Below are 23,434 nucleotides of genomic sequence, written 5' to 3'. Positions count from 1 at the left end.
GGGACGATGACGACGGTCAGCGGATGTCGGCCAACTTGATGTTGGACGGCGAGCTCACCGCGATTTCGGCCCGGCTGGCATCGCGCTGGATGGCGCCGACCACGCAGACGTCGCGGCCCTGCAGTTCCTCGGGCGACGGACGGAAGTTGTCGCGGATCGAGCCGGGGATACGGGCCGAGAAGGTATGGCGGGGGAACGCGCCGCCCATGTAGAGGAACGTCGGCTCGCCCTCGGTGTTCTGGGCGTGGCGGGTGCGCTCGACCTTGCCGCAGACCATGCCGGTCTTGCCGACGTGACGCACGGCCTGTTCGGCAGGAATCATGTCCTGCGCGGCGACGGAGCCGGCAGCGAAGAGGGTGCTCAGCGCGGCGAGGGCCAGCAGACGATGGGCGATCATGAGAGGAACTCCTGGGGAAAGACGGTCACGGGGTGGGGCGGTCGGGCCGCTGACCAGCCCTATCGGCCGCCGCCGGGAAATCTTTAGACGCCGGTTCGGCATCACGCCGCGGCCATGGCGTCGTGTTCGATGTCGGCCCAGTCGATCAGCGACTGGATGTCGAGCAGGATCACCATGCGCTCCTCGGCGGCGCCGATGGCGGAGATGAAGCGCGTGTCCACCGCGGCGCCGAGCTCCGGGGTCGGGCGGATCTGCTCGGCGTCCAGGCGCACCACGTCGGAGACCGCATCCACCACGACGCCGGCGCTGCGGCCGTCGAGATTGAGCACGATCATCACGGTGAAGGCGTCGTAGCGCGCGTCGGGCAATCCGAGCTTCATCCGCAGATCGAGCACCGGCACGATCGCGCCGCGCAGGTTGACCACGCCGCGGATGTAGGCCGGTGTGTCGGGGACGCGGGTGACGCCGTCGTAGCCGCGGATCTCCTGGACCTTCAGGATGTCGAGCGCGTAGTGCTCGTCGCCGAGGGTGAAGCTGAGGTACTCGCCGGGATCGGGGAGACTGTCGGAAGTGCTCAAGTGCCGCTCCTGTTTCGCAGTGGCCGCCGAAAACCGGCCTCGACCAAGGCATCGGCCGCGGGCGAGGGAACTTGAGCGCTCAGACCGCGCGCCGTTCGCGGGCGCTGCGCTGGCGCTCGATCCGGAACATGTAGTGCAGGATCGTGCGTTCGGCCGCGGGCGGCAGGCCCTCGAACCGGCATCCGATCCGCAGCCGTTCCCCCGAAGGAGAGCGCTCGATCCGGTGATGGGCGACGGTGAGGGCGACCGGGATCGGATCCTGGTCGGGCAGCAGGAGCGCGCAGCCGGGCAGGCAGGCCCGCAACGGGAAGCGGGGGTCTTCGGGCGTCGCCAGCAACGCCAGCCCGCCGGCGCTGAGGTCGGCGACCCGCAGGCGGTCCGGCGCGTCGTCGTCGCGCGGGACATTGCAATGTACCGGGTGCATGGGCGGAATCTGCAGGCGGAAGCTGTCGCGGCGCTGCAGTTCCAGCACGGCGTCCGGCAGCGGCGCGAGGAACGCGCTCAGCCCGCCCTCGTCGACCGCGCGCAGCGGCCCCAGGCGGAACTGGATGCGGATCCGGTCGAGCTGGGCCACGCAGATCACGTGCCGGGCCTCGGTCGCGCGACGGGTCAGACGGGCATCCGGGTGGCCGTCGAGCAGCAGGTGGCCGTCGTCGCGGACGGCCAGCACCGCGGTCGGAAAGAGTCCGCCGCCCGGCACGGGCTGGGCGCTGACCAGCGCCCTCGTGTCGGCCAACGCGTCCAGCAGGCGCCGGATCTGCGCCGGTTCGCGCTTCTCGCAGGCCTCCAGCATGTCGATTTCGGCGGGCCCGGAGAGGCTGGACGACGCCGTCGATTCGATGAGCATGTCGTCCGGGCAGGGCGCATGTCCCGGACGGCCGGAGGCTGGGGGATCGCGTTGCGCCCCCGCGTTCACGCCGCCCGAGGGAGCTTCTGCTGGCGTGCCAGGCCGCCGACGTCGACGATCAGGGCGACCCGTCCGTCGCCGAGGATGGTCGCGCCGGAGATGCCTTCGATCTTGCGGTAATTGCGCTCCAGGCTCTTGACCACGACCTGCTGCTGGCCCACGAGCGCATCCACTTCGACGGCGATCCGATGACCGCCGCCCTCCACGACCACCGCCACCGGCGCGTCGTGATCGCTGCGGTCGAAACCGTAGGCGTCGCCCAGCGACAGCAGGGGCAGATACTCTTCGCGCACGCGCAGCAAGCGGCCTTCGCCCTTGACGGTGCGGATGTCGCCGGGCTCGGGCTGCAGCGCCTCGCGGACATGGGTGAGCGGCAGGACCAGGGTTTCGCGGCCGACCGAGACGGTCATGCCGTCGAGGATCGCCAGCGTCAGCGGGAGACGGATCGTGATCCGCGTGCCGTGGCCGGTGGTGCTCTCGAGCTGGACGCTGCCGCCCAGCTGCTGGATGTTGCTGCGGACCACGTCCATGCCCACGCCGCGTCCGGAGAGGTCGGTCACCGCGTCGGCGGTCGAGAAGCCGGGCTGGAAGATCAGATCCCACACCTGCGCATCGGACGGATGCTCCGGGACCGCCAGGCCGCGCTCGCGCGCTTTCGCCAGGATGCGATCGCGGGCCAGGCCGCGACCGTCGTCGGCGACCTCGATGACGATGTGTCCGTCCTGGTGGGAAGCCGCCAGCCGGATCGTGCCGGTGGGGTCCTTGCCGGCGGCATTGCGGGTGGCCGGGTCTTCGAGCCCGTGATCGATCGCGTTGCGGACCAGGTGCACCAGCGGATCGCCGATCTTCTCGATCAGGCCCTTGTCGAGTTCGGTGGCCTCGCCACTGGTCTGCAGGCGGACCAGCTTGCCGAGTTTCCCGGACAGGTCGCGGACCAGGCGCGGGAAGCGGCTGAACACCGCTTCGACCGGCAGCATGCGGATGCCGATCACGGCGTCCTGGAGTTCGCGGGTGTTGCGTTCGAGCAGGCCCAGCGCCGTCTGCAGGCGTTCGCCCAGGTCGCCCTGCACACCGGCGCCCATCTGCTGCAGCATCGACTGGGTGATCACCAGTTCGCCGACGAGGTTGATCAGGGCGTCGACCTTGTCCACGCCGACACGGATCGAGCCTTCGGCGCCGTCCTGTCCGCCGCGGCGCGCAGTGCCGGTGCCGCGCTCGTCGTTGGAGGCGGCGGCCGCGAGCTCGGCGTGGACGGTGGCGATCTCCAGGCGGCATTCGTCCGAAACCCAGGCGAAGACATCTTCGATGGCCGCGCGCGAGACCGGCGCATCGAGCTGCAACGTCCAGCCGATCTGCGCCTGCAGCGGATCGAGCGCATCGAACGCGGCCAGTGCGTCGAGATCGGCCTCGACCCGGAGCGGCCCGAGACTTTCCAGCTCGCGCAGGATGCGCAGCGGGTCGTTGCCGCTCATGAACAGCGTGGACTCGGGCTGGAAGCCGATCCGCCAGCCCAGCAACGGTCCGCGCGCCGCCGTCGATTCGACGGGCGCGGCCTCCTGCACCGGCGGCGCATCGCCGCCGAGCACCGCCTGCAGCCGCGCGTGCGCGTGGCGGATGGCCGCGGTCTCGGCCGGACGGCCGTGCTCGGCTTCGGCCAGCAGGGCGCGCAGCACATCGACCGAGCCGAGCATGGCGTCGACGGCGTCGGCCGCCACCGCGCGTTCGCCGGCGCGGATCTGGTCCAGCAGCGTCTCCAGCACGTGGGTCAGCTCGGCCATCGCGGCGAAGCCGAACGTGGCCGCGCCGCCCTTGATCGAGTGCGCGGCCCGGAACACCGAGTTGATCAGCTCCGCACCGCGCTCGCCGCCTTCCAGCGCGAGTAGGCCGGACTCCATCGCGTCCAGCCCTTCACGGCTTTCCTCGAAGTAGGTGGCGTGGAACCGCTTCAGGTCGATGCTCAAGGGCTTGCTCCGGAGACGCGGTGTCAGCTGATGACGCGACGCACGGTGGCGACCAGCTGGTCGGGGTCGAACGGCTTGACCAGCCAGCCGGTCGCACCGGCGGCGCGGCCGTCGGCCTTCTTGTCCGCGGCCGACTCGGTGGTCAGCATCAGCAGCGGGGTGAACTTGTAGTCCGGCAGCTGCCGCAGTTCGCGGATCAGCGAGATGCCGTCCATGTTGGGCATGTTGACGTCGGTGATCACCGCGTTGAAACGCGCGCCCTGGGCGCGGCCCAGTGCGACCTGGCCGTCTTCGGCCTCGTCGACGGTGTAGCCGGCGGAGGTCAGGGCGAAGGACACCATCTGCCGCATGGACGCGGAGTCGTCGACGACGAGGATGTGGGCGCTCATGGAGTTGTCTCCGTGGAAGGCGGTTGGAGGGATGGGGTGGCGGGCATGTCGAGCGCGGCGACGAGGCCGAGTGTGGCTGCGGCGGCATGCAGCGCCGCGCCGGTGGCCTGCCAGCCGGTGGTGCGGCCGCGCCCGGCGCGCAGCCGCAGCCAGGCCAGCAGCACCTGCAGGCTGGCGGTATGGACACGGGTCACCTGGCCGGCATCGAGCGCGATGTCGGTGTCGTCGGCGCGCGCGGCGAGCGCGTCCTTCAGGGCGGTGCTGTGTTCGATGCCGAGATCGGCGGGCAGTGTCATCACGTCCAAGACGTGTCCCCGGGGTTGTGGACGGCTCGCAGGCAGTAGCGGCCGACCGGGCGCGGACTTTAGGCCCGGCTGCGACGGACCTCAGCTGCCCGGATGCAGCGGCATCCGCAGCAGGCGGCCGGCATCGAGCAGCAGCACCACCGTCCCCAGCATCCGCGCGATCCCGCGGATGCGCTGGTCGCCGACGGGCGCCAGCCGGGAACTGCGGGCGTCCTCGATCTGGGCGTCCTCCACCAGCACCACGTCTTCCACCGCGGACACGCGCAGGCCCAGGACTTCGCCCTGGTCGTCGAGCACGACGATCCGGGTCTCGGGACCGTCTTCGACGATGCCTTCGCCCAGTTGCAGGCCGAGATCGATCACCGGCACGACCTGGCCGCGCAGGTTCATGACCCCGGCCACGGCCGGCGCCGCACCACGCAATGGCAGCAGGGGCGAGGGCAGCACGACCTCGCGGATGCACAACAGCTCCAGCGCGTAGATCTGTCGACCGCAGCGCAGGCGCAGCCAACGGGCGCGGCGGTCCGAGGCGCGGCGCGCCGTTGTCGGGGCGTCGTGCGCTGCTTCCTCCGCACGCGAGGCCAGCGCGCTGGTGGGGGCGGGTGAAGGCGGAGGTACGCGCTCGGGCCGTGCGCGGGTCGTCGGCGACGGTGGCGCGGGCGCGATGGCGGGCGGCGGGCGGGTCTCCACGATGCGTGTCGGCGCAGGTACGGGGTCCGTCCGCGGCGCGGGCGCCGGCGGTGCGGCTTCGCCGTCCGGCGGGGTCTCCGCGGCGGGGGCGCCCGCCAGCAGCAGTTCGAGGTAATCGTCGACGGCGTGGGCGGAGTGGGTCATGCCGCGTCCTCCAGGGTGGCGGCCTCGTCGAGCAGCCAGTCGAGCGCGCGGCCGTAGGCGGGCATGGCGCGGCCGCTGTCGCCGACGGCTGGCTGCTGGGCCAGCAGGTCGGCATTGCTGAGCTGGGTGTCGATCGGGATCGCATCGCTCCAGACGCGGTCGCGATAGTCCTGCTGCAACCGATGCAAGGTATCGCGCCCGGCGCGGGTGCGGCGGTCGTACAGGGTAGGCAGGATCGAGACGGGCAGGGGCCGCTGGCGGGAACGCTCCACCATCGCAGCCGTCCGGCACATGCCGGCCAGGCCGTGCAGCGCGAGCGGCTCGCATTGGGTCGGCACGATCAACCGGTCGGCGGCCGCCAGGGCGTTGACCATCAGCAGGCCGAGCGTCGGTGGGCAGTCGAGCAGGACCGCATCGTGGTCGCCGCTGTGGCGGGTGATGGCCTGCGACAGCTGCAGGCCGAGGCCCGGCTGGCTGGCGCTGCGCCTCTCCAGCGTCGCCAGTGCGGTCTGTGCGCAGACGAACGCCAGCCCTTCGACCGGCGCCGGCCGGGCGAGGCCGGCGAGCGTGGCCGGTGGGCTGGCGAACAGGTCGAGCACGCCGGCCGGCTGCGGGTCGCCCGGCACGCCGAACGCGCGGGTCAACGACGCGTGCGGGTCCAGGTCGACCAGCAGCACGCGCATGCCGCGTGCCACCAACATGCGACCCAGGGCCAGCGTGCTGGTGGTCTTGCCGACGCCGCCTTTCTGGTTGGCGATCGCCCAGACGCGCATCAGCTTTCTCCCCGTACGGATTGGAATGACGGATTAGGATGGTTCGGTGGCCTGGATGCGACGGTCGACGCGGTCGGCTGCCGTTCCATGCCGGGCGGGGTGTCCGGTGCCTCCCGGGCGTCCGGTGGGGCCAGCACCATCAGCACCACGCGTCGGTTGGCGTTGCGGCCGGCTTCGGTGGCGTTGTCGGCTTTCGGACGATGCTCGCCGTAGCCCACCATCACCAGTCGTTCGGGCCGCAGCCCGCTCCGGACGAACAGATGCACCACGCTGGCCGCACGCCCGGCCGACAGCTCCCAGTTGGACGGGAACTGCAGGGTGCGGATCGGGCGATCGTCGGTGTAGCCCTCGACCCGGATCGGGTTGGGGCTGTCGCCGAGGACCCCGGCGAGCTTGGTCAGCAGTGCCTGCGCGCCGGCGTCCAACGCCGCCGAGCCGGTCTCGAACAGGATGTCGCTGTTGATCTCCACCTCCAGCCAGAGGTCGGCCCGGTGAATGGTGATCAGGCGCGCGCGCACCATTTCGGCCAGTGCCTGCTCGATTTCGAGCGCCAGGATGTCGAGCTGGCGGCGCGAGGCGGCGATCGCGGCCGCATCGATGCCTTCGCCGGTCCGGTCGGCGCGCATCTTGGATTCGAGCATCGGCTGCAGCGGGGAGTCGAGCACCGGCGAGGGCGCCTGCGGCCCCCGGCGAGCGCCGCTGGGAATCGGCGTGGGCTGGCCGAAGTCGGACTCGCGGCGATTGCTCTCGCCGATCTGGATCGGATCGACCGTCCGCGGCGTGCCGCTGAAGGCATTGGCGAGCGACTCGGCCAGCACGCGGTACTTGCCCTCGTTGAGCGACGAGATCGCGTACATCACCACGAAGAACGCGAGCAGCAACGTCATCAGGTCGGCATAGGGGATGGCCCAGGCCTCGTGATTGGCGTGTTCTTCGTGTTGTTTGCGGCGGGCCATGCGCGCGGACTCAGTGCAGGAAGCCGGCCAGGCGCGCTTCGATGTTGCGCGGATTCTCGCCCTGGGCGATCGCGATCAGGCCCTCGATGACCAGCTCGCGCTCGCCGCTGCGGCGACCGATCAGGCTCTTCAGCTTGGCGGCCATGGGCAGGAACAGCAGGTTCGCCGAGGCGATGCCGTAGATCGTGGCGGTGAACGCGGCGGCGATGCCGTGGCCGAGCTTGCTCGGATCGGCGAGGTTCTGCATCACCGCGATCAGACCGAGCACGGCGCCGACGATGCCCAGGGTCGGTGCGTAGATGCCCATGCCTTCGAACACCTTCGCCGCGGCCAGGTCCTGGTGCTCCTCGCCATGCAGTTCGATTTCGAGCATGTGCCGGATGGCTTCGGGCTCCAGTCCGTCGACCAGCATCTGCAGCCCCTTGCGCAGGAAGGGATCGCCCTGCGATTCGACATGGCTCTCCAGCCCGAGCAGGCCCTGCCGCCGGGACACGTTGCTCCATTCCAGCATCTGTGCGATCAGGGCCTGGCGGTCGGACACCGGCGGTTTCAGCGTCCACGGTGAGATGCGCATCGCGCGCCCGAACACCGAGGGCGGTGTGTGCAGCAGGATCGCGGCGACGGTGCCGACGATCACGATCACGAACGCGGCCGGCGACCACAGTGCGGCCAGGCCCGCACCCTTGAGCATGCTGCCGCCGATCAGGGATGCGATTGCCAGCAGGAGGCCGACGACACTGAAGATGTCCATGTGGGTGGTATCGGCGGAGGAGAAGGGGACTTGAATCGGGAGCGTCGGCAGTGCGACATCGGTCACGCGTGGCGAAGCGCGTCCACGTCGAGGATCAGCGCCAGGCGCCCGTCGCCGATGAGGGTGGCGCCGGCGTATCCGGGCAGGCCGCGTAACGCCCGCGGGAGCGCCTTGATCACGACCTCCTCGCGGCCTCGCACTTCGTCGACGACCAGGCCGAAGCGGCTGTCGCCGCGTTGCAGGACGACCACGGTGAGCAGGTCGGTCTGCGCCGCCGGTTGCGCCAGCCAGTGCCGCAGGTCGAGCAGGGGCAGGGTGTGCGAGCGGCGGTCCAGCGCGGCGCGTCCGTCGAACCAGTTCACCGCGCGTGACGGCGCATGCAGCACTTCCTGCACGCGCGCCAGCGGCAAGGCGTAGGCGTCGCCGGCCGCGTGCACGAGCAGGGTCGGCAGGATCGCCAGGGTCAGCGGCACCCGTAGCGAGAAGCGGCTGCCGCGGCCGAGCTCGGACTGCACCTGGATCTGTCCGCCGAGTTCGCGGATGCGCGATTGCACCACGTCCATGCCGACCCCGCGCCCCGAGATGTCGCTGACTTCGGTGCGGGTGGAGAAACCGGCCATGAAGATCAGGTTGAGGCATTCCTCGGCATTGAGGCGTGCCGCCGCTTCGGCGTCGATGAGCCCCTTCTCGCGGGCCTTGGCACGCAAGCGCTCCGGATCGATGCCGGCGCCGTCGTCCTGGACCTCGATGCCGACGTAGTCGCCCTGTTGCTGCGCGAGCAGGCGCAGTCGTCCGGCGCGCGGCTTGCCGGTGGCTTCGCGCACGCCGGGTGCTTCGATGCCGTGGTCGATGGCGTTGCGGACCAGGTGCACCAGCGGGTCGGCCAGCGCCTCGACCAGGTTGCGGTCGAGCTCGGTCTCGGCGCCGACCAGCTCCAGGTCGATTTCCTTGTCGAGCGCGCGCGCCACATCGCGCGCGACCTTCGGGAACCGCGAGAACACCTTGCCGACGGGTTGCATGCGGGTGCGCATCACCGCGCCCTGCAGGCGTGCGGTGGCGTTGTCCAGGGTGGCGACGGCGCGATCGAGCTCTTCGTCGCGCAGGCGTGCGCGCAGCGTCTTGAGGCGGTTGCGGGCCAGCACGAGTTCGCCGACGAGGTCGACGATGGCGTCCAGACGCCGGGTATCCACGCGTACCGTGGTCTCGCGCTCGGCGCCGGTGGCCGGTGCGGCTTTCGACGCCGCTTTCGGCGGTGCGACCGGCGCGCGTGTCGGCGGCGGCGGGGGTGGCGCGGTCACCGCTGCAGCGGCCGTCGCGTGTGTGCCGGGTGCGGCCGCGCCGTGCAACTGGTCGAGCAATGCTTCGAATTCGGCGTCGTCGATCATGTCGGCCGCGCCTGCCGGTGGCGGCGACACCGGCGCAGGTGCGCTGCTGCCCGGCACAGCTGCGCCGTGCAGTTGGTCGAGCAGCGCCTCGAATTCGTCGTCGTCGATCATGTCGTCGCCGGCGACGGCGGCCGCCGTCGCCGGAACCGCGGCGACTGGAACGGCGACGATCTCTGCGTCCAGCGCGAACCCCGCAATGAGGGCCTGGGGGGCGTGCGGCACTTCGGTACCGGCATCGATCGCGTCCACCATCGCCTGCAGCCAGTCCAGCGACTGCTGTGCGGCATCGAAATGCCGGTCGAGCAACTGGGCCGCGCCGCTGCGCACCGCGCCGAGGGTTTCTTCCGCAGCGTGGCACAGCTCCACCAGCGGGGTGACGCCGAGGAAGCCGGCACCGCCCTTGAGGGTGTGGAAGGCCCGGAACACCGCGTTGAGACGCTCGCGGTCGGCGGGGTCGTGTTCGAGTTCGACCAGCTGCCCGCCGAGATCCTCGAGCAGTTCGCGCGCTTCGACGACGAAGTCGGCGGCGATCTCAGGCGTGCACCCGTGCATGGCTCAGAGTCCCAGGCGCGCGAGCAGGTCGTCGGCGTCGTTCTGGTCGGCGACGCCGGCATCGAGTCCCTTCACCGCCGGGCCGTGACCGCGGTCCGACGAGTCCGGCTCCGGCGCGGGCAGGTCCAGCGCACCGAGGTTCTCGTGCACCCGGCGCACGATGCCGGCGACCTTGCGGATGATCTGTCCGCCGAGATCCTGGTGGCTTTGCGCCAAGGCCATGTCGCGCAGGTGGTCGCGCAGCGTGTCCACCTGCGCCACCTGCTCGTCAGCGACCGCATCGCCGGACAGCATGCCTTCGCGCAGCCGCGTGACCAGTGCGCGGCTGTGATCGATCAGATCGAGCGTGTGATGGGTGGCGCGCTCGGTCATTTCCACGACGTGGTCCAGGCGCGCGCAGGCGTCGTCGAGCCCTTCGTCGGCGGGGAGCGCGGGCAGCGCGACCAGCGCCTGCTCGAGCTCGCGCGCGAGACGGCCGAGCCCGCTGGCGAGGGTGCGCGTGCGGGCGCTCGCCAGCATGTCGACATGCGCGCGCCAGGCCGACTCGTCGCCGCGCTCCAGTGCATCGAGCGCGTCCTGCAGCAGCAGTGCCAGCTGATGGCGGTCGGCGGTGGCCGCGGTGACCGCGTTCACGCGGCGGTCCCCAGGCGCTCGAAGATCTTGCCGAGCTTCTCCTCCAGCGTCTGCGCGGTGAACGGCTTGATGATGTAGCCGTTCACGCCGTTCTGCGCGGCCTCGATGATCTGCTCGCGCTTGGCTTCGGCCGTGACCATCAGCACCGGAAGGGTGCGGAACTTGTCGTCGGCGCGGATCGCCCGCAGCAGTTCGATGCCGGTCATGCCGGGCATGTTCCAGTCGGTGACCACCAGTTCCACCGCATCCTGGCGCAGCACGGCCAGCGCACTGTGACCGTCCTCGGCCTCGACGGTGTTGTTGAAACCGAGGTCGGCCAGCAGGTTCTTGATGATCCGGCGCATCGTCGAGAAATCGTCGACGATCAGCACGCGCATGTTCTTGTTCAAGTCGAACTCCAGAGAAGATAGGTCAATCGTCGTCGCCGATGCCGGTATCGGCGAGCTCGAACGCAGTCAGGCGGCCGCGCAGGCGGACCACGGCCTGGCCGTGGATCTGGCACACCCGGGATTCGCTGACGCCGAGGACGGCGCCGATTTCCTTGAGGTTGAGCTCCTGTTCGTAGTACAGCGACAGCACCAGGCGCTCGCGTTCGGGCAACTGGCCGATGGCGTGCGCGAGCTGCTGACCGAACTCGCCGCGGACCATCGCGTCTTGCGGCGTCGGACCGCCGCGACGGGCGGGCTCCACCTCGCCGTGGTCCTCGACATGGGAGTCGAGGCTGAGCACGTGGCCGCGGGCGGCGTCCTCGAGCAGGCGCATGTAATCGGTCAGCGGCATGTCCAGTCGCGTGGCGACTTCCTGTGCGGTGGCCGAGCGGCCGCTGGCCTGTTCGATTTCGCGGATCGCGGCCGCGGCTTCGCGGGCCTTGCGATGCACCGAGCGCGGCACCCAGTCGCCGCGGCGGATCTCGTCGATCATCGCGCCGCGGATGCGGATCGAGGCGTAGGTCTCGAACGAGGCGCCCTGGTCGGCGTCGTAGCTGCGCGAGGCTTCGATGAGCCCGATCATGCCGGCCTGGACCAGGTCGTCCACTTCCACGCTGGCGGGCAGGCGCGCGGCCAGGTGGTGGGCGATCCGGCGCACCAGCTCGGCGTGCTGGACCACCGGATCGACGACGGCGCGCTGCACGGCCTGGTAGTGGCGCGCGGCGAGACTCATGCCGGCGCTCCCTGCCGCAGCATGCGGTCGACGAAGAACTCCACGTGCCCGCGCGGTGCCATCGGCGCCTGCCAGCGGGCGGTGCGACGGGCGATCTCGGCGAGCGCGCGCGCCGACGGACTGCCCGGGTAGGCGCGGACCACCGGTTGCTGGCGCTGCACGGCCATGCGCAGCCAATCGCACTGCGGCACCGCGCCTAGGTAATTCAGCGACACGTCGCCGATGAAACGCTCGCAGACACGCGACAGCTTGTCGTAGAGCGCGCGGCCCTCCTGCGGGCTGCGCACCATGTTGGCGACGACCTGCACGCGATCCACGCCGCGCTCGCGGGCGAGCACCTTGATCAACGCATAGGCGTCGGTGATCGAGGCGGGCTCGTCGCAGACCACGACGACCGCATCCTGTGCGGCCTGGCAGAAGGTCAGCACCGAATCGGTGATGCCGGCGGCGGTGTCGATCACCAGCATGTCCAGCTCGCGCTGCAGGTCGTTGAACACATTGACCAGCCCGGCGTGCTCGGCCGGGTGCAGTTCGGCCATGTGCCGGCGTCCGGAGGCGGCCGGGACCACCAGCACGCCCCCCGGGCCCTCGAGGATCACATCCTCGAGCTCGCAGCGCCCCGCGACCAGATCGGCGAGGGTGTGGCGCGGCGACAACCCCAGCAGCACGTCGATGTTGGCGAGGCCGAGATCCGCGTCGAGCAGCATCGTGCGCTGGCCGAGCTCGGTCAGCGCGATGGCCAGGTTCGCCGACACGTTGGTCTTGCCCACGCCCCCCTTGCCGCCGGTGACGGCGAGGGTGCGGACGGGCTTCAGCGACGGCGGTACCAGCGGTTGCATCGGGGGCAGGGGCTCAAGCGACGGCATGGTCGTGTTCCGGGATAGACGGCTTATCGGCATCTCGGCGGAGATCTTCAAGGCGGAGCACCAGATGGGCCGCATTGGCCCGGTGCAGGTCGTCCGGGATCCGCTGGCCGTCGGTCACCCAGGTCAGCGGCAGCTGGTGGTCGACCACGACCGAGAGGGCGCTGCCCAGGCGGCTGGTCTCGTCGAGCTTGGTCAGCACCACGCCCTGCGGGCGGGCGTTCTCGAAGCGGCGCACGACCTCGTCGAGATCGGCGAAATGGGTGTTGGCCGGCAGCACCAGCAGGGTGCGGACCTGGCGTGCGGCGCGCAGCCAGTTGAGCTGGGCGGCCAGGGCGCGGTCGCGCTGGCTGAGGCCGGCGGTATCGACCAGGACCAGCCGGTAGTCCTGCAGCTTCTGCAGCAGGGCGAGCAGGCCGGCCTCGGTGTCGGCCTCGTGCACGGCGATGCCGAGCTGGCGGCCGTAGCTGTGCAGTTGTTCGCGCCCGCCGATACGGGCGGTGTCGGTGGTGACCAGCGCCACATCCCGCGGCTGGTGCTGGGCGGCGTAGAGCGCGGCCAGCTTGGCGATGGTGGTGGTCTTGCCGGCGCCGGTCGGACCGACCAGCGCGATCACGCCGGCCTCGTGCAGCGGATCCACCGGGCAGATCGGCAGGCGGCGCGAGATCAGTCCCAGCATCAGGCCGCGGGCGCGGTGCGCGGCGCTGTCGGGCGGGATCTGCAGCACCACGTCGCGGGTGATGCCGGCATCGAAGCCGTACTCGTCCATCAGGTCCAGGGCCTGGGCCCGGACCGCAGACCCGCGCAGGCGCTCGTCGGTGAGCCGGGCCATCTCGCGTTCGATCATCTGCCGCATCTGCGCCAGCTCGCCGCGCAGGTGCGCCAATTCTCCGTCGCTCGCAGGTGCCGCCACCGGGGCGACCGCGTGCAGCGCGGCCGCGACCGGGGCGGGCGACGGATTGTCGGCGCCGTGGGCCGGCGGCACCGGCGAGGACGCCGCGGTCGTGTCCGCATGGGCAGGGGGCGGTTGCGCCGGAGACGCGGCGCGCGCGATCAGCTCGGCGAAGACGGGTACTTCGATGTCGTGCCGGAGCGCAGCGCTGAAGTCCGGAGTCGGCTGGGCCGCCAGACGCGTGGAGCGGGTCGTCGCCGGATCGTCCTGCGGGGACGAACGCGTTGCCTGATGCGGCGCTTGCGCGACCCGAGCGGGTGGCTGGGCCGGTGCATGGGGCATCGGATCGGCCGCAGCTGGCGCGGACAGCTCGCGCAGCCAGCGCTCGGCCCGGGGCATCTCGGCGGCGTGTTCGCCGGCCGGCGGCGTCGGCATCTCGGCGGCGGGCGCCGGCGGGGTCGCCTGCGCGCGCGCATCGGCATCGCGTTGCGCGTCCTCGATGGCGCGCTGCACGACGCTCTCGTCGTAGTTGCTCGCCGCGACGATCTCCACACCCTCGTCGGTCCGGCGGTTGGAGAGGATCACGGCATCCGGACCATGCGCATCGCGGACCTGCTGCAGGGCGGTGCGCATATCGGTGGCGACGAATCGGCGGATTTTCATGAGTGTGCTGGCTGGCTGGCGTGGGGCGGGGGTGGGACAGGGCGCGCGTCGGTGCCGGTACGTTCGGGCGGCGGTGTCCGCCGTGTTGCTGCGATGGTCATCGGCGGTGTCCTCTCCCTTCGCGCGCGTTGGCTTGGGCCGGTCAATTGATCGTCCCGATCAGCTTCAGGCGCTTGTCTTCCGGTACTTCGGTGTAGGCCAGGACCGACAGGCCCGGAACGCTGTGGCGGACCAGACGCGCCAGCGCGGCGCGCACCTGGCCGGGCACCAGCACCACGGCGGGTTCGTTCCTGGCCTCCTGCTGCTTCGCGCAATCGGCGAGGCTCTGCTGCAGGCGTTCGGCCAGGCCCGGCTCCAGTGCGGCTCCCGTGCCCTGCGCGGAATCCTGCAAGACGCGTTCCAGCGGCGCGGCCAGGGTGTACACCGGCAGTTCGGCCGAGGGGCCGGCGATTTCCTGCACGATGAAACGGCCCAGTGCGGTCCGCACCGCGGTGGTGAGCTGGGTGGGGTCCTGGGTCTGCGCGCCGTGCTCGACCAGCGATTCGGCGATGCGCCGCAGCTGGCGGATCGGGATGCGTTCGATCAGCAGGTTCTGCAGCACCCGCACGATCACCGACAGCGGCAGCGTCTTGGGGGTGAGGTCCTCGGCCAGTTTCGGCGCGCTGCGGGCCAGGGTCGCCAGCAACTGCTGGACTTCCTCGTGGCCGAGCAGCTCGGGCGCCTGCTCGCGCACCAGGTGGGACAGGTGCGTCGCCATGACCGTGGCCGGGTCCACCACCGTATAGCCGGACGCCTCGGCCTGTGCGCGCAGGGTCGGCAGGATCCACAGCGCATCCAGGCCGAATGCGGGATCCTTGCCGGGAATGCCTTCGAGCTTGCCCATGGCGCCGCCCGGATCGAGTGCCAGCAGGCGGTCGGGATGGATCTCGGCCGACGCCACCGGCACGCCGTGTACCAGCACGCGGTAGGCGGTGGGGGCGAGCTCCAGGTTGTCGCGGATGTGGACCGGCGGAATCAGGAAGCCGACATCCTGGGTGAGCTTGCGGCGCACGGCCTTGATCCGCGCCATCAGCTCGCCGCCCTGGTTCTTGTCGACCAGGGGGATCAGCCGGTAGCCGACTTCCAGCCCCAGCGGATCGATCGGGCGCAGGTCGTCCCAGCCGAGCTCGGCGTTGGCGGCCTGTTCCGGTGCGGGCAGGGCGGCCTCGGGACGTGCGGCGGCTTCGGCCTCCTGGCTGCGTTTCCACATCAGCCAGGCGGCACCCGCGACCAGGCTGCCCAGGCTGAGAAACGCGAAGTTCGGCATGCCCGGCACCAGGCCGACCACCAGCAGGATCGTCGCCGCGATCGCCAGCGCCTTGTACTGCCCGAAGACCTGCCCGGTGACCGCGCCGCCCATGTCCTGCGAGCGCGAGGCACGGGTCACCAGCATCGCCACCGCCGAGGAGATCAGCAGCGCCGGCAACTGCGACACCAGGCCGTCGCCGATGGACAGCAGGGTGTAGGTGGCCGCGGCATCGCCCATCGCCATGCCGTGCTGGAGCACGCCGATCGCCAGGCCACCGACGATGGTGACCACCATGATCAGGATGCCAGCGATGGCGTCGCCGCGGATGAACTTGCTGGCGCCGTCCATCGCGCCGTAGAAATCGGCTTCCTGGCGGACTTCCTCGCGGCGGGCCTTGGCCTCCTCGCGGTTGAGCAGGCCGGCGTTGAGATCGGCGTCGATCGCCATCTGCTTGCCGGGCATGGCATCGAGGATGAAGCGTGCGGTCACTTCGGACACGCGCCCGGCGCCCTTGGTGATCACCACGAAATTGATGATGGTCAGGATCGCGAAGGCGACGATGCCCACCGCGAAGTTGCCGCCGACGACGAATTCGCCGAACGAGGCGATCACCTGGCCTGCCGCTTCCGGCCCGTTCTGCCCGTGCAGCAGGATCACCCGGGTGGAGGCCACGTTGAGCGCCAGCCGCAACATCGTGGTGACCAGCAGCACGATCGGGAAAATGCTGAAGTCCAGCGGCCGCTGCACGTAGACCACCGCCAGCAGCACCACCAGCGACATCGCGATGTTGAAGCTGAAGAGGACGTCCAGGATCGTCGGCGGCAGCGGTACCACCACCATCGCCAGCAGCGCCAGCACCACCAGCGGCGCGCCCAGGCCGTAGCGCAGCATGTCGAACAGCCGCTTGGAGCCGGTGGCCATCACCGCGCTCATGGCGCGGCTCCGGTGTCGCCGCCTTCGTCGACGTCGATGGTCGACAGCTCCGGACGTGGCGTGCCCGGCCGCCAGCTCTTCAGCTGGTAGACATAGGAGAGCACCTGGGCAACGGCGGCGTAGAGCTTCACGGGGATTTCCTGGCCGATCTCCGCCTCCCGATACAAGACGCGTGCCAGAGGCGGTGCCGAGACCAGGGCGATGCGGTGCCGCTCGGCGATTTCGCGGATGCTCATCGCCAGTTCGTCGACGCCCTTGGCGACCACGGTCGGCGCGCGCATCGAGCCGCCTTCGTACTTGAGCGCGACGGCGTAATGGGTGGGATTGACCACGATCACGTCGGCCTTGGGGACGTCTTCCATCATCCGGCGCTGCGACATCTGCATCTGCAACTGGCGGATACGTCCCTTGACCTCCGGCTTGCCTTCGGTCTGCTTGAGCTCCTCGCGCAGCTCCTGGCGCGTCATCATCAGTTTGCGGCGCCAGTTCCAGCGCTGATAGGGCGCATCGAGCAGGCCGAGCAGCAGCAGTGCGGCGGCGGTCGCCATCAGCATCCACAACGCGAAGCTCAGCCCGCCGCGGGCGGCATCTTCCAGCGGCTGGTGCACCATCGCCTTCAACCGCTGCAGGCCGGGCCACAGGAACAATGCCGCCGCCGTGCCCACCAGCACCACGCGAAGCAGCGATTTCAGCAGCTCGGCCAGGCCCTCCGGGCCGTAGATGCGTTTGAGCCCCGAGATCGGATTCAGGCGTTTGGGATCGGGAACCAGGCTCTTGCTGGAGAAGTTCAGGCCGCCCATGACCAGGGGCGCGATGAAGCAGGCCAACAGGGTGACCAGCAGCAGCGGCGCCAGGATCCAGGCGAAGCCCAGCATCAGCCCGCCCATGTGCCCGAACAGCAGCTCCGGTGTTTCCAGCAGAGATCGGTCGGGGCTCAGCGCGCCGCGCATCCAGTCCATCGCGCGGGCCGTCAGACCACCGCCCAGGGCCAGCAGGGCGGCCACGCCCGCGCCGAACACGGCCACCGTCGACAACTCGCGCGAGCGCGGAACATTGCCTTTTTCACGGGCTTCGCGCAGGCGTTTTTCGGTGGGCTGTTCGGTTTTTTCCTGACCGTTTTCGTTCTCGGCCATGCGTATCGGGCATCCGGGCGTCCGCGCTTGCGATGCAAGCACCGTGCCGCCGGCGCCCGGCCGAAGGTTGATTCGACGCCGGGGGATGGCATCATCGGGCCATGGGGCAGGACGCCCGCCCGGGGGATATCAGACTGCATGGACGTCATCCGTACACTCGCCAGCCTCGCCCGCATCGACGATGCGACCCGGCTGCACCGCCTGGAGCTGCCCGCGGCCACGCCGTTGCTGGTGGAGCGCTGGGCGGGGGAGGAGGGGCTGTCGTCGGGCTTCGAATGGCGCATCGACGTGCTCTCGACCGACGCCGGCCTGCCGCTGGCGGACTGGCTGGGCCAGCCGGCGACGTTGCGCACGCGCCGGGCCGACGGCGGCGACGTCCGCCGCAGCGGCGTGGTCCGCGAAGCGGTGCTGCTCGGGGCCGACAGCGGCCTGGCGCGCTACCGCCTGACCGTGGTGCCGTGGAGCTGGCTGCTGGGCCAGGGCCGGCACAGCCGGGTGTTCCAGGACAAGACGGTGATCGAGATCGTCGAGGCGGTGTTCGCCGGCTACGCGCCGTTGGCGCAGTGGCGGCTGGGCGACGAGGTCGCCGGCTTCGTCAGCGAGACCCGGCCGCGCAGCTATTGCGTGCAGTACCGCGAGAGCGACGCCGATTTCGTGGCCCGGCTGCTGGCCGAAGAAGGCCTGGGCTGGCGGCTGGAAGAGGACGAGGACGCCGCGGGCGGACATGCGCTGGTGCTGTTCGCCGACAGCGCGCAGGCGCCGGAGGACCCGGCCTCGAGCGCCCACGGCGGGATCCGCTTCCACCGCAGCGACGCCACCGAATCGGAAGACAGCGTGTTGTCGATCGGCCGCCGCCGCCAGTTGGGCAGCGACCGCCTGACCCTGCTCAGCCACGACTACAAGCGCGCCCAGGCCCTGGGCGTGGACCTGCCGCTGGAAGGCGCGGAGCACGACGTGTCCCTGGCCGCCTACGATCCGGTGGGTGCCTACGCCTTCGCCGATGCCGCCGAGGCCGAGCGCTACGCCGGGTTGATGGCGCAGGCCGAGGAAGCCCGCCGCGACGGCTGGCAGGGCGAAGCGACCGCGCGCACCCTGCGCGCCGGGACCTGGTTCCGGCTGACCCAGGCCCCGGGCCCGGCCGACGGCGCGCCGGAGGCACTGCTGATCACCCGCGTCCGCCAGTTGGGGGTGAACAACCTGCCCACCGACCTGCGCGCACAGATCGACGAGCACCTCGGCCCAGCCGCCGACCTGCTCGACGGCGGCCTGATGAGGGACGACGGCCCGGCATCAGGCCTCGATCACGCCACCGGCAGCGTCTGGACCGACGGATCGGGCACAGGCCCCACGGAGGCGGCCCTGTCCGAAGCCCTGCAACAGCGCGCCGAATCCGTGGGCTACGCCGCCCGCTTCGAAGCCGTGAGCCGCGCCCGCCCGTGGCGGCCGGTGCTGGCCGACGACACCGGCGTGCGCTTCAACCCGCGCCCGACCGCCCCCGGCTACCAGAGCGCGCTCGTGGTCGATGGCGACGGCGGCACCTCGCCCAACGGCCGTGGGGAGGTCCATTGCGACCGCCTGGGCCGGATCCGGGTGAAGTTCCATTTCATGGACGGCGCCGGTGGCGACACCGCGAAGGCGTCGTGCTGGTTGCGCGTGGCCCAGCGCTACGCCGGCCCCGGCGTGGGCAGCCAGTTCCTGCCGCGGATCGGTCAGGAAGTGCTGGTGGCGTTCCTGGACGGCGACATCGACCGGCCGGTGGTGGTCGGTGCGCTGTACAACGGCCGCGGCGAAGCCGGCGTGCCGGCCACGCCGGGCGGGCAGAGCGCGGAGGCCGACACCAGCGCCTACGGCCAGGCCGGCGACCACCGCCCGAGCGCGCAGGCCAACCTGGCCGGTGGCCATGCCCCGCCGTGGCACGGCGCCGGTGCCGGCGACGACGCCCACCGCAACGCCGCCGCCCTGTGGGGCGTGCAATCCAAGGAGTGGGGCGGCAGCGGCCACACCCGGCTGGTGTTCGACGACTCGGACGGCCAGTTGCGCCTGCAGCTGGCGACCACCCAGGCCGCGAGCCAGCTCAACCTGGGTCACCTGATCCACCAGGCCGACAACTACCGCGGCAGCTTCCGCGGCGAAGGCTTCGAACTGCGCACCGACGCCTGGGGCGCGGTGCGCGCCGAGCGCGGCCTGTGGCTGTCCGCCTACGGCCGCGACGGCAGCACGCCGGCCGGCGACGCCGTCGCCCCGACGGCCTTGCTCGACCAGCTGGCCAAGCTCGGCGAGACCTTCTCGCAGGCGGCCGGCACCCACCAGACGGTGAAGCTGGCCGGCCACGAAGGGGCCACCGAGCCCCGCCAATCCAACCTCATCGGCGAAGAAGCGCCGCTGGCGGCCCTGCGCACCAGCGCGAAGACGACGGTGCCGGGCGCGACCTGGGACGAGGCGCAAGGCGCCGCGGCCGAGCGCAGCCCGGCGGCCGGCGAGGGTCGGGTGCCGCACACCGGCGACGCGCTGCTGGGCCTGGCGGCGCCGGCCGGCATCGGCCTGATCGCCGGCCAATCGCTGACCTGGAGCACGGGCGAGACCCTGACCCTGGCCAGCGGCGCGGCCAGCCACCTGGGCGTGGCCGGCGACCTCCGCGTGCATGCCGGCCAGGCGATCGGCCTGCTGGCCGCGGCGGTGGAAGGTCAGACCGAAGACAACGCCCTGAGCGTGGTGGCCGGCGAAGGCGAGCTGGACCTGCAGGCGCAGAACCACGAGATAAGAATTCGCAGCAAGGACGCGCTGAAGGTGGTCAGCGCGAACGCGGAGGTGGACCTCGCGGCCGGCAGGACCATCCACCTCGCCACCGCGGGCGGGGCCAGCCTGACCATCGAGGGCGGCAACATCACGCTGGCCTGCCCGGGCACGATCAAGGCGCATGCGTCCAGGCACAGCCTCATCGGGCCGACCCAGCTGAGCCGGGAGATGAATGCCTGGCCGGAGACGAAATTCGATCAGAAATACGTGATGAAGCACAGACGGACCGGAGAGCCCCTGCGTAATACCAGGGTGGAGATCCAGCGGGCGGATGGCGCAATCATCCAAGCCGTGACCGACGGCGAGGGCCGACTCCCGCCGCAGCAGGGCATGTCGCTGGAAAGCGTTGTGCTGAAAGTCCTCGGAAAGGATTCCTGACGCATGACGACAACACCATCCTCCCACGTCTCCCAGTCGGGGCGCGATGATCAGGGCCGCCCGCAGGCGCACACACGTTTGACCCCCACGACGGATACGGGTGAGTGCCTCGTACTCTGCGAGCCTGACGCCATCATTCCCGTCATTTTCCTGCCTGGAATCATGGGTACCAATCTCAGAGCGTCCGAAGGAGGCGGTTCCGTCTGGCGTCCGCCGAATATGGACAGCGTTCTCTCGATCCTGAGTGCCGTTGGGACATTGGTCGGATTTTTCTTTCGAGGGCCTGCGACCCGCCAGACCATGTTGGATCCGGACAGCACCGAGGTCGACGATCGCGGCCCGATCGATACCGAGGGCGCTCTGAGCAAGGAAGAAGCGAAAACCAGGGGCTGGGGGAGCCTGATGCGTTCCGCGTATCACCCCGTCATGAGCGCCATGCAGAAAGAGTTGAACGCCTTGATGGAAAGCGCCGCCTTTCTGGAGTCATGGGGGGATGGACAACTGTACCGCCGATCGCCCACCGATTACGGCGACACCGTCGGCAATGCCGGTTTGACGAGCGACGAGGTGAAGCACGCCGCGGCATATCGGTTCGAGGTGTGGGCGGGGGGCTACAACTGGCTTCGATCCAATGAAGAGAGTGCCGACGACATCATCAAATACATTGATGACGTCGTCATCGATCACTATCGGAACGAAATCGGTGCCGATGCAGAAAAAATAAAAGTCATCCTCGTCACGCACTCGATGGGGGGATTCGTCGCCCGTGCCATGGACCGTATACACGCGTATGAGCGTGTCCTTGGCGTTGTTCACGGGGTCATGCCGGCGACGGGCGCACCCGCGACCTACAAGCGTATGCGCTCGGGTTTCGAAGGTGTCGCCAAAGTTGTTCTGGGACGTAATGCCGCTGAGGTAACGGCCATCATGGGGAACTCTCCAGGAGCACTCGAGCTCTGCCCGATGCCGGAGTACGGCGTCGGCTCCCAGGATCAGCGCGACTGGTTGAAGCTCGGCGGCCCTGCAGGTGGACGCCCGTCAGCCGCCTTGCCTGCGCTGGGTGATCCTTACGGCGAGATCTACCAAAACCGTGCCTGGTACGGTCTCGTTCCCGCGCATAACGCCGGCATGCTCGATCCGGCAGCTCTTACGGTATCGGCCGGGGCCATGGAGAGCATCGGCGGCGAACTGGATCCCTTGGCGTTGTTCGACGATCGCATCGACGAAGTGAAAGCGTTCCATGGCGCGATCTCAGGTGCTTACCCGGACCCGGCGTATGTCCATTACGGCGATGACAGCAAGATGCACGCCTGGGGAAGGCTGCACTGGGCTGGCTCGAATCTTCCGACGGGTGCGGAGGTCGCGTCGCTTGGCGTCGTCTCGGACAACGGGAAGGACTCCGTGCGTTTGAGTCACGGCAGCGCACAACTGGAGCTCAAAATCGCGGCTCAGGATGCGCCGGGGGATGAAACCGTTCCTGCGGTCTCGGGAGGGGCGCCCGGGATGGGATCGGTGGCCGCCAACTTCCGTCAAGGCGACCAGGGCCAGGGCCAATACGCCGCGGCAGATCACAATGGGACGCCCCGCAAAGGCTACGACCACCAAGCCAGTTATAACGACGACCGGGCGAGGTGGGCCACGATGTACAGCGTCGTGAAAATCGCTCAAGAGGCCGATTGGGCGTGATCAGGGAGGTCGCGCTATCGATGGCCTTCCTGTTTGGAGGAGGGATCGTGCAAGAAGGAATCGCTAAGGAGCATCGCACCGTGGGCGCACAACAAACCCATTGCCTCGGCCGCTATCTGTTGGACCTTCCCGCGGACGCGCGCATCGAGGCCAAGTTCGCGTTCGCCGATGCCGAGATCGAGACGATCCGGACCGTGGACGAGGCGGGATATCGGCAGCGCGTGGAGGCGAAGGAGCGCGAGCTCCGCGATAGCCCGCATGCAGAGACCGGCAGCCAGTTCGTCGGCCGTGAAGACTTCGATCCTCACCACGTCTCGCTCGCCTCCTGGAATGGGCCGAACAGCCGCCGGGTGTATCGCTACGACATGTACGCCTATGCGCCGGAGCAGCAGGTGCTGTTCAAGCTGTCGGGTCAAGGCAATGCGACGCCGCGTGCCAGATCGATGGCAAGCGATTACCAGCAGGCGCTACTCACCGGCTCGCTGCGTTATCGTCCGAACAATGATATTCCGCGCGAGCCCGGATTCTGTATCGACTCGGGCTTCATCGCCCGGAGCACGGTCAACAAGGAACGTGTGACCGCCGATGCCGTGTTGCCTCGGTATCCGGGCGTCGCGGTACGCTTCCTGTCCTACGTCACGGGGACGCCGGATGTCGAACTTCTGGAACGGTCGTCCTCCATTCCTCCCGGTTACGAGGAGGTCGCGGCCCGCATGAAGACGCTCCGTCGCGGTACGCGCGAGGTGAACGGAGCGTCTGGTCAGGAATTGTTGATCCGGGCCGACAGTGAGGGCAAAACCGCGTACGAGTTCCTTTGGGAGTCGCAGGGGCAGGCGAACTCGATCGAACGGCCGTTTCTTTCGTTGCGCTTGAGCACGACGGAACATACGGATGGTCGAGGCGAGGTCATCGACGCGCCATTCGCTTCCGACGACGAGGCCATCGCGTTCTGGGAAGGCGTGCTGAGTACATTGCGGCTCAGGTCCGGCGCAGTGGGACGCTGACCGGAGTGGGCTGGTTTGATCGCACGCGGTCCGGGCCGGTGGTGCGCGTCATCGGCCTGCTGGCGACAGTGTTGCTGTCGGGCTGTTGCCTGTACGGAAGCAGCGGTGGATTCGAACGGCCAGCCTGGGTCTGGCCTGACGACCCCGAAGCGACACATGTTGCTCGGGAGGCCATCAATGCATGCAGTCGTGAGTGCGATTGCGCCGATGTGGATG

General features: G+C 69.8%; 21 protein-coding genes. 3 read left to right on the top strand and 18 right to left on the bottom strand.

Annotated elements, in window-relative coordinates; all coding sequences use genetic code 11:
* Nucleotides 1-16: 16 nt before the first annotated feature.
* The 18 genes from RG19_RS07125 to flhB all read right to left on the bottom strand — a co-directional run bounded on the left by RG19_RS07125 (nucleotide 17) and on the right by flhB (nucleotide 17,354).
* Nucleotides 17-397, bottom strand: coding sequence for a hypothetical protein (locus RG19_RS07125; protein ID WP_058834675.1), 381 nt, complete (start codon nucleotides 395-397; stop codon nucleotides 17-19).
* 101 nt (nucleotides 398-498) lie between these two features.
* On the bottom strand, nucleotides 499-975 hold the full coding sequence (locus RG19_RS07120; RefSeq protein WP_058834674.1) for a chemotaxis protein CheW: 477 nt from the start codon (nucleotides 973-975) through the stop codon (nucleotides 499-501).
* Nucleotides 976-1,054: 79 nt separating this feature from the next.
* Nucleotides 1,055-1,822: a flagellar brake protein gene (locus tag RG19_RS07115; protein ID WP_058834673.1), complete on the bottom strand. Its 768-nt coding sequence runs from the start codon at nucleotides 1,820-1,822 to the stop codon at nucleotides 1,055-1,057.
* 65 nt (nucleotides 1,823-1,887) lie between these two features.
* Nucleotides 1,888-3,843, bottom strand: coding sequence for a chemotaxis protein CheA (locus RG19_RS07110; protein WP_058834672.1), 1,956 nt, complete (start codon nucleotides 3,841-3,843; stop codon nucleotides 1,888-1,890).
* A 23-nt stretch (nucleotides 3,844-3,866) separates the two neighbouring features.
* Nucleotides 3,867-4,232 (bottom strand): response regulator, encoded by a 366-nt coding sequence (locus RG19_RS07105; RefSeq protein WP_058834671.1) that lies wholly within the window; start codon nucleotides 4,230-4,232, stop codon nucleotides 3,867-3,869.
* On the bottom strand, nucleotides 4,229-4,528 hold the full coding sequence (locus RG19_RS07100; RefSeq protein WP_058834670.1) for an STAS domain-containing protein: 300 nt from the start codon (nucleotides 4,526-4,528) through the stop codon (nucleotides 4,229-4,231). The genes RG19_RS07105 and RG19_RS07100 overlap by 4 nt, the downstream gene beginning before the upstream one ends.
* 90 nt (nucleotides 4,529-4,618) lie before the next feature.
* Nucleotides 4,619-5,371 carry a chemotaxis protein CheW gene (locus RG19_RS07095; protein ID WP_058834669.1) on the bottom strand — a complete coding sequence of 251 codons (753 nt, stop codon included), beginning with the start codon at nucleotides 5,369-5,371 and terminating at the stop codon, nucleotides 4,619-4,621.
* Nucleotides 5,368-6,144 carry a ParA family protein gene (locus RG19_RS07090; protein WP_058834668.1) on the bottom strand — a complete coding sequence of 259 codons (777 nt, stop codon included), beginning with the start codon at nucleotides 6,142-6,144 and terminating at the stop codon, nucleotides 5,368-5,370. The genes RG19_RS07095 and RG19_RS07090 overlap by 4 nt, the downstream gene beginning before the upstream one ends.
* Nucleotides 6,144-7,100: a flagellar motor protein MotD gene (motD, locus tag RG19_RS07085; RefSeq protein ID WP_082672538.1), complete on the bottom strand. Its 957-nt coding sequence runs from the start codon at nucleotides 7,098-7,100 to the stop codon at nucleotides 6,144-6,146. The genes RG19_RS07090 and motD overlap by 1 nt, the downstream gene beginning before the upstream one ends.
* A 10-nt stretch (nucleotides 7,101-7,110) precedes the next feature.
* Nucleotides 7,111-7,851, bottom strand: a complete 741-nt coding sequence (locus RG19_RS07080) for a flagellar motor protein (RefSeq protein ID WP_058836465.1) — start codon at nucleotides 7,849-7,851, stop codon at nucleotides 7,111-7,113.
* Between the two features lie 62 nt (nucleotides 7,852-7,913).
* Entirely contained in the window at nucleotides 7,914-9,788 is a 1,875-nt protein-coding gene (locus tag RG19_RS07075) for a chemotaxis protein CheA (protein WP_058834667.1), read from the bottom strand.
* Nucleotides 9,789-9,791: 3 nt separating this feature from the next.
* Nucleotides 9,792-10,421 carry a protein phosphatase CheZ gene (locus RG19_RS07070; protein ID WP_058834666.1) on the bottom strand — a complete coding sequence of 210 codons (630 nt, stop codon included), beginning with the start codon at nucleotides 10,419-10,421 and terminating at the stop codon, nucleotides 9,792-9,794.
* On the bottom strand, nucleotides 10,418-10,810 hold the full coding sequence (locus RG19_RS07065; RefSeq protein WP_058834665.1) for a chemotaxis response regulator CheY: 393 nt from the start codon (nucleotides 10,808-10,810) through the stop codon (nucleotides 10,418-10,420). The genes RG19_RS07070 and RG19_RS07065 overlap by 4 nt, the downstream gene beginning before the upstream one ends.
* 22 nt (nucleotides 10,811-10,832) lie before the next feature.
* Complete coding sequence (locus RG19_RS07060; RefSeq protein ID WP_058834664.1) at nucleotides 10,833-11,582, bottom strand: RNA polymerase sigma factor FliA; 750 nt, start codon at nucleotides 11,580-11,582, stop codon at nucleotides 10,833-10,835.
* The gene (locus RG19_RS07055) at nucleotides 11,579-12,448 is read right to left on the bottom strand and encodes a MinD/ParA family protein (protein WP_058834663.1); all 870 of its coding nucleotides are present in this window, start codon (nucleotides 12,446-12,448) and stop codon (nucleotides 11,579-11,581) included. The genes RG19_RS07060 and RG19_RS07055 overlap by 4 nt, the downstream gene beginning before the upstream one ends.
* Nucleotides 12,435-14,000 carry a flagellar biosynthesis GTPase FlhF gene (gene flhF, locus RG19_RS07050; protein WP_058834662.1) on the bottom strand — a complete coding sequence of 522 codons (1,566 nt, stop codon included), beginning with the start codon at nucleotides 13,998-14,000 and terminating at the stop codon, nucleotides 12,435-12,437. The genes RG19_RS07055 and flhF overlap by 14 nt, the downstream gene beginning before the upstream one ends.
* A gap of 142 nt (nucleotides 14,001-14,142) precedes the next feature.
* A complete protein-coding gene (flhA, locus tag RG19_RS07045; RefSeq protein WP_058834661.1) occupies nucleotides 14,143-16,221 on the bottom strand; it encodes a flagellar biosynthesis protein FlhA in 2,079 nt (692 codons plus the stop codon).
* The gene (gene flhB, locus RG19_RS07040) at nucleotides 16,218-17,354 is read right to left on the bottom strand and encodes a flagellar biosynthesis protein FlhB (RefSeq protein ID WP_058834660.1); all 1,137 of its coding nucleotides are present in this window, start codon (nucleotides 17,352-17,354) and stop codon (nucleotides 16,218-16,220) included. The genes flhA and flhB overlap by 4 nt, the downstream gene beginning before the upstream one ends.
* A 138-nt stretch (nucleotides 17,355-17,492) precedes the next feature.
* On the opposite strand from flhB, the gene RG19_RS07035 reads away from it, so the two are divergent.
* From RG19_RS07035 to RG19_RS07025, 3 genes are read left to right on the top strand one after another with little or no spacing between them, the layout of a single operon-like run.
* Nucleotides 17,493-20,528: a type VI secretion system Vgr family protein gene (locus tag RG19_RS07035; RefSeq protein WP_082672537.1), complete on the top strand. Its 3,036-nt coding sequence runs from the start codon at nucleotides 17,493-17,495 to the stop codon at nucleotides 20,526-20,528.
* 3 nt (nucleotides 20,529-20,531) lie between these two features.
* On the top strand, nucleotides 20,532-22,214 hold the full coding sequence (locus RG19_RS07030) for an esterase/lipase family protein (RefSeq protein ID WP_058834659.1): 1,683 nt from the start codon (nucleotides 20,532-20,534) through the stop codon (nucleotides 22,212-22,214).
* Nucleotides 22,211-23,218 carry a T6SS immunity protein Tli4 family protein gene (locus tag RG19_RS07025; protein WP_157515192.1) on the top strand — a complete coding sequence of 336 codons (1,008 nt, stop codon included), beginning with the start codon at nucleotides 22,211-22,213 and terminating at the stop codon, nucleotides 23,216-23,218. Before RG19_RS07030 ends, RG19_RS07025 begins: the two co-directional genes overlap by 4 nt.
* The last annotated feature ends 216 nt before the right edge of the window (nucleotides 23,219-23,434 follow it).

Origin of the sequence: Luteimonas abyssi, from assembly GCF_001482195.1 — a bacterium.
GTDB lineage: Bacteria > Pseudomonadota > Gammaproteobacteria > Xanthomonadales > Xanthomonadaceae > Luteimonas > Luteimonas abyssi.
The sequence above is the reverse complement of the archived record's forward strand: the minus strand, read 5'-3'. Positions and strand labels throughout refer to the sequence as shown.

Coding starts and splice junctions, on each gene's coding strand:
- RG19_RS07055 (WP_058834663.1), bottom strand. CDS start 12,448: ATGCCGTCGCTTGAGCCCCTGCCCCCGATGCAACCGCTGGTACCGCCG.
- RG19_RS07095 (WP_058834669.1), bottom strand. CDS start 5,371: ATGACCCACTCCGCCCACGCCGTCGACGATTACCTCGAACTGCTGCTG.
- flhF (WP_058834662.1), bottom strand. CDS start 14,000: ATGAAAATCCGCCGATTCGTCGCCACCGATATGCGCACCGCCCTGCAG.
- RG19_RS07100 (WP_058834670.1), bottom strand. CDS start 4,528: ATGACACTGCCCGCCGATCTCGGCATCGAACACAGCACCGCCCTGAAG.
- RG19_RS07030 (WP_058834659.1), top strand. CDS start 20,532: ATGACGACAACACCATCCTCCCACGTCTCCCAGTCGGGGCGCGATGAT.
- motD (WP_082672538.1), bottom strand. CDS start 7,100: ATGGCCCGCCGCAAACAACACGAAGAACACGCCAATCACGAGGCCTGG.
- flhB (WP_058834660.1), bottom strand. CDS start 17,354: ATGGCCGAGAACGAAAACGGTCAGGAAAAAACCGAACAGCCCACCGAA.
- RG19_RS07105 (WP_058834671.1), bottom strand. CDS start 4,232: ATGAGCGCCCACATCCTCGTCGTCGACGACTCCGCGTCCATGCGGCAG.
- RG19_RS07060 (WP_058834664.1), bottom strand. CDS start 11,582: ATGAGTCTCGCCGCGCGCCACTACCAGGCCGTGCAGCGCGCCGTCGTC.
- RG19_RS07075 (WP_058834667.1), bottom strand. CDS start 9,788: ATGCACGGGTGCACGCCTGAGATCGCCGCCGACTTCGTCGTCGAAGCG.
- RG19_RS07115 (WP_058834673.1), bottom strand. CDS start 1,822: ATGCTCATCGAATCGACGGCGTCGTCCAGCCTCTCCGGGCCCGCCGAA.
- RG19_RS07035 (WP_082672537.1), top strand. CDS start 17,493: ATGGACGTCATCCGTACACTCGCCAGCCTCGCCCGCATCGACGATGCG.
- flhA (WP_058834661.1), bottom strand. CDS start 16,221: ATGAGCGCGGTGATGGCCACCGGCTCCAAGCGGCTGTTCGACATGCTG.
- RG19_RS07080 (WP_058836465.1), bottom strand. CDS start 7,851: ATGGACATCTTCAGTGTCGTCGGCCTCCTGCTGGCAATCGCATCCCTG.
- RG19_RS07125 (WP_058834675.1), bottom strand. CDS start 397: ATGATCGCCCATCGTCTGCTGGCCCTCGCCGCGCTGAGCACCCTCTTC.
- RG19_RS07090 (WP_058834668.1), bottom strand. CDS start 6,144: ATGCGCGTCTGGGCGATCGCCAACCAGAAAGGCGGCGTCGGCAAGACC.